This is a genomic window from Hyphomicrobiales bacterium (genome assembly GCA_030688605.1).
Lineage (GTDB): Bacteria > Pseudomonadota > Alphaproteobacteria > Rhizobiales > NORP267 > JAUYJB01.
Window position 1 is genome coordinate 1 of sequence record JAUYJB010000107.1, and the last position, 3,049, is coordinate 3,049.

Sequence of the window (3,049 nt, forward strand, 5' to 3'; positions counted from 1 at the left end):
GGGTTGGCCGTTCATATATCAAGACAATTGCGTGAAGAACGGCCGCCGCCGCCATCATGAGGAGCGCGGAATGGCTCAGCGTGATTTGTGCCAGCCAGACGATTTGAGGTAAGAACAGCAGCCCGGCCGCCGCCAGGGCACCTGTGACAACGTTGCCGCTTATTCTCCGTCCGGTATCAAATACCAACCAATAGGTCGCCGCGAGAAAAATATGCTTCGGCACGGCAACGGCAAGCGGCCAGTTGCCCGCAAACAACTCATAGCTCAATCGCACCAACCAGTTGTATAGCGGACCGTTAGAGTTTCTATATCCGAGCTCGAAGTGAATGTTTCCGACCAAGTCAGCCTCATCAAATTCCAGATTTGAAAAAAGGATGAGACGAATGATAAGCTGAATGAGGAAATATAGCCCAATTGCGGCAATTACGACTTTGTGAAGGCGCCTGTCGTCAAGCTTGGTCATGAACGATTTCTTCGACGCTAACGTAGGACTATGGCTTGGCGCGAATATCGAATTTTCGTTGCGTCGTCATTTTTCGGCATGAAATCGGACGGCTTTCACGCCGGCGTGCCCGAACCCGGAGAGCCGAAGGTTAGCACGATCTTGCCCATATGGGCGTTCGTTTCCATGCGCGCATGGGCCTTGGCGGCCTCAGCGGCGGGATAGGTCGAATCGATCACCGGGCGGACGGTCCCGGCGTCGATGAGCGGCCACACCATGGCCTTCAGCGCCCGCGCGATTTCGGCTTTGAAGGCGACGTCGCGGGCGCGCAGGGTCGAGCCGGTATGAGTTAGCCGCTTGAGCATCAGGCGGCGGAAATTGACCTTCGCCGTCTCGCCGCGCAGAAAGGCGATCTGCACGATCCGCCCCTCGACCGCAGCGGCGGCATAGTTACGCTCGATATAGTCGCCGCCGACCATGTCGAGAATGACGTCGGCGCCGTGCCCGTCGGTGACCTCCTTGACTGCGGCGACGAAGTCCTCCTTTGCGTAGTTGACGGCGCGCGCGGCCCCGAGCCGCTCGCACAACGCACATTTCTCGTCCGAGCCCGCCGTGGCGATGACCAGCGAGCCGAGCGCGCGGGAGAGCATGATCGCCGTCGTCCCGATGCCGCTTGCACCGCCATGGACGAGCAACACTTCGCCCGGCTTCAGCTGCCCACGCTCGAATACGTTTGACCACACCGTAAAGAAGGTCTCCGGGATTGCGGCCGCCTCGACCATCGACAGTCCGGCGGGGACCGGCAGTGCGTTGGTCTCGTGGACGGTGCAGTATTCGGCATAACCGCCGCCGGAGACGAGAGCTGTCACCTTGTCTCCCATGGTAAAGCTCGCGGCGCCGGGGCCGGCCGCAACGATGGTGCCGGCGATCTCCAGTCCGGGGATGTCGGAGGCGCCCTCCGGCGGGGGGTACTGGCCCTTGCGCTGCAGAATGTCGGGCCGGTTGACGCCGGCGGCTGCCACCTCGACCAGGAATTCGCCATTGCCCGGCGCCGGCACCGGCCGCTGCTCGGGGCGCAAGACCTCCGGTCCGCCCGGTTCGGCGATGGCGATGGCGGTCATGGACTGAGGCAAGGCATGGGGCATGGACTTGACTCGTTCTCGACCGGGAATATGACAGTTTAGGAACAGAATGCGTATCGGACATGTACCGGTCTGAGGCGGTGCCGGCAATAGCACGCGGCGGCCAAATTGGTTAAACTTCGATCCTGGCGCAGCGACGCACGCACGGTCTATCCAGGGAGGCGCTCATGGACCCTGAAGATCTTGAACCGAGACCCAAACCGGTCCACGAAATCGGCGAGAATTTGAGCATGCTCTCGGTCGAAGAGCTGCAGGCTCGAATCGAATTGCTCAAGCTGGAGATCGCGCGGCTTGAAACCGACATGGCAGCCAAGCAGTCTTCGCGCGCCGCAGCAGACGCGGTGTTCAAGCTCTAGCCGGAATGGGCTGCAGCCAACCAGTTGATCTATAAGAATAAAAACAGCCGACGGGCCGACGGAGGGAAGATATCTTCAATTTTGCCTGCCCGGGTCGGTTTTCATTAACCATTTGTTAGCGAAGCTCGGCCAGTCTACTGCACATCCAGTCATCTGGATTGAGTGGCTCCTGTCCACTCTGTTTGACGCCTCCCTGTTAAAACACTGAGCCGCCTTCGGCGGCTCTTTTTTTGCGCCCTTGTTCCCGCTCTTTACGCCCTGTTAATCGTCTCGGCAACGCGCCGGCGTTAACCTTGTTCATTGGCATCCTTCTTGCTGCGCAGACGGTGCTTGACGGACGCCTCGGAAAGCCGACACGATGTCCGATCCTTCGGCCAAGGCGGCGCAAGGCTTGGGGTCCGTCGATGCGTTGCGTGAGTGGAAGGTGCGAGTAGCATGGCTGACAGGACGGGGGTAAGCGACGATCATGGCGCTGCGGGCGCGGTGACCATCCCGTTTGCGGAGAAATTCACCCATTCGCCGCAATTCATGGCGGTGTTCCACGAGGGCATGAACCTGGTCGAGGAGACGGCCGCCTATCTCGACGGGGAGGGCCGCACGGAAGCCCGTCTTCTCAGCCGCATGGGATCGCTCGCCTACGCCACCGAAAGCATGCGGCTGACGACGCGGCTGATGCAGCTTGCCTCCTGGCTGTTGTTGCACCGCGCCGTCAACGAGGGCGAGCTGACCGTCGACGAGGCGCGGATGGAAAAGCGCAAGGTCAAGCTGAATGTGGCGGCAAGCAGCCGCAGCGACGACGAGGCCTATGCCGAGCTGCCGGCACGGCTCCGGGATCTGATTGGGCACAGCATCCGCCTGCACCACCGCATCGTCTCGCTCGATGCCATGATCCACGCCGAACAGGCCCCAGGGAAGGTGGTCGAGAACCCGGTTCAAAGCCATCTCGGCCGCATCGCCGACGCCTTCAACGGTTCCAAGCGGCGTAAGGTCAGCAAGAAATCGACCGACAGACGCTAGCTGCCGAGCAACCCTTCATATTTCTTCTTGAACCGACTGAGCCGCCCGCCGCGGTCGACGAGATGCTGTCCGCCGCCGGTCCAGGCCGGATG

5 protein-coding genes are annotated in these 3,049 nt (G+C 61.1%); 2 read left to right on the top strand and 3 right to left on the bottom strand.

What is annotated here, in order from left to right; all coding sequences use genetic code 11:
* Both Q8P46_11745 and Q8P46_11750 read right to left on the bottom strand, forming a co-directional pair.
* Positions 1-463: glycosyltransferase family 39 protein (locus Q8P46_11745; protein ID MDP2620826.1), on the bottom strand; the 463-nt coding region annotated here is incomplete at its 3' end.
* 95 nt (positions 464-558) lie between these two features.
* The gene (locus Q8P46_11750; GenBank protein ID MDP2620827.1) at positions 559-1,563 is read right to left on the bottom strand and encodes an NAD(P)H-quinone oxidoreductase; all 1,005 of its coding nucleotides are present in this window, start codon (positions 1,561-1,563) and stop codon (positions 559-561) included.
* Positions 1,564-1,751: 188 nt separating this feature from the next.
* Between Q8P46_11750 and Q8P46_11755 the strand changes: the two genes are divergently transcribed.
* Both Q8P46_11755 and Q8P46_11760 read left to right on the top strand, forming a co-directional pair.
* A complete protein-coding gene (locus tag Q8P46_11755) occupies positions 1,752-1,940 on the top strand; it encodes a DUF1192 domain-containing protein (GenBank protein MDP2620828.1) in 189 nt (62 codons plus the stop codon).
* Between the two features lie 435 nt (positions 1,941-2,375).
* Complete coding sequence (locus Q8P46_11760) at positions 2,376-2,957, top strand: DUF1465 family protein (protein MDP2620829.1); 582 nt, start codon at positions 2,376-2,378, stop codon at positions 2,955-2,957.
* Here Q8P46_11760 and Q8P46_11765 read toward each other — a convergent pair.
* Positions 2,954-3,049: 50S ribosomal protein L31 (locus tag Q8P46_11765; protein MDP2620830.1), on the bottom strand; the 96-nt coding region annotated here is incomplete at its 5' end. The two genes, Q8P46_11760 and Q8P46_11765, sit on opposite strands and share 4 nt — an antisense overlap.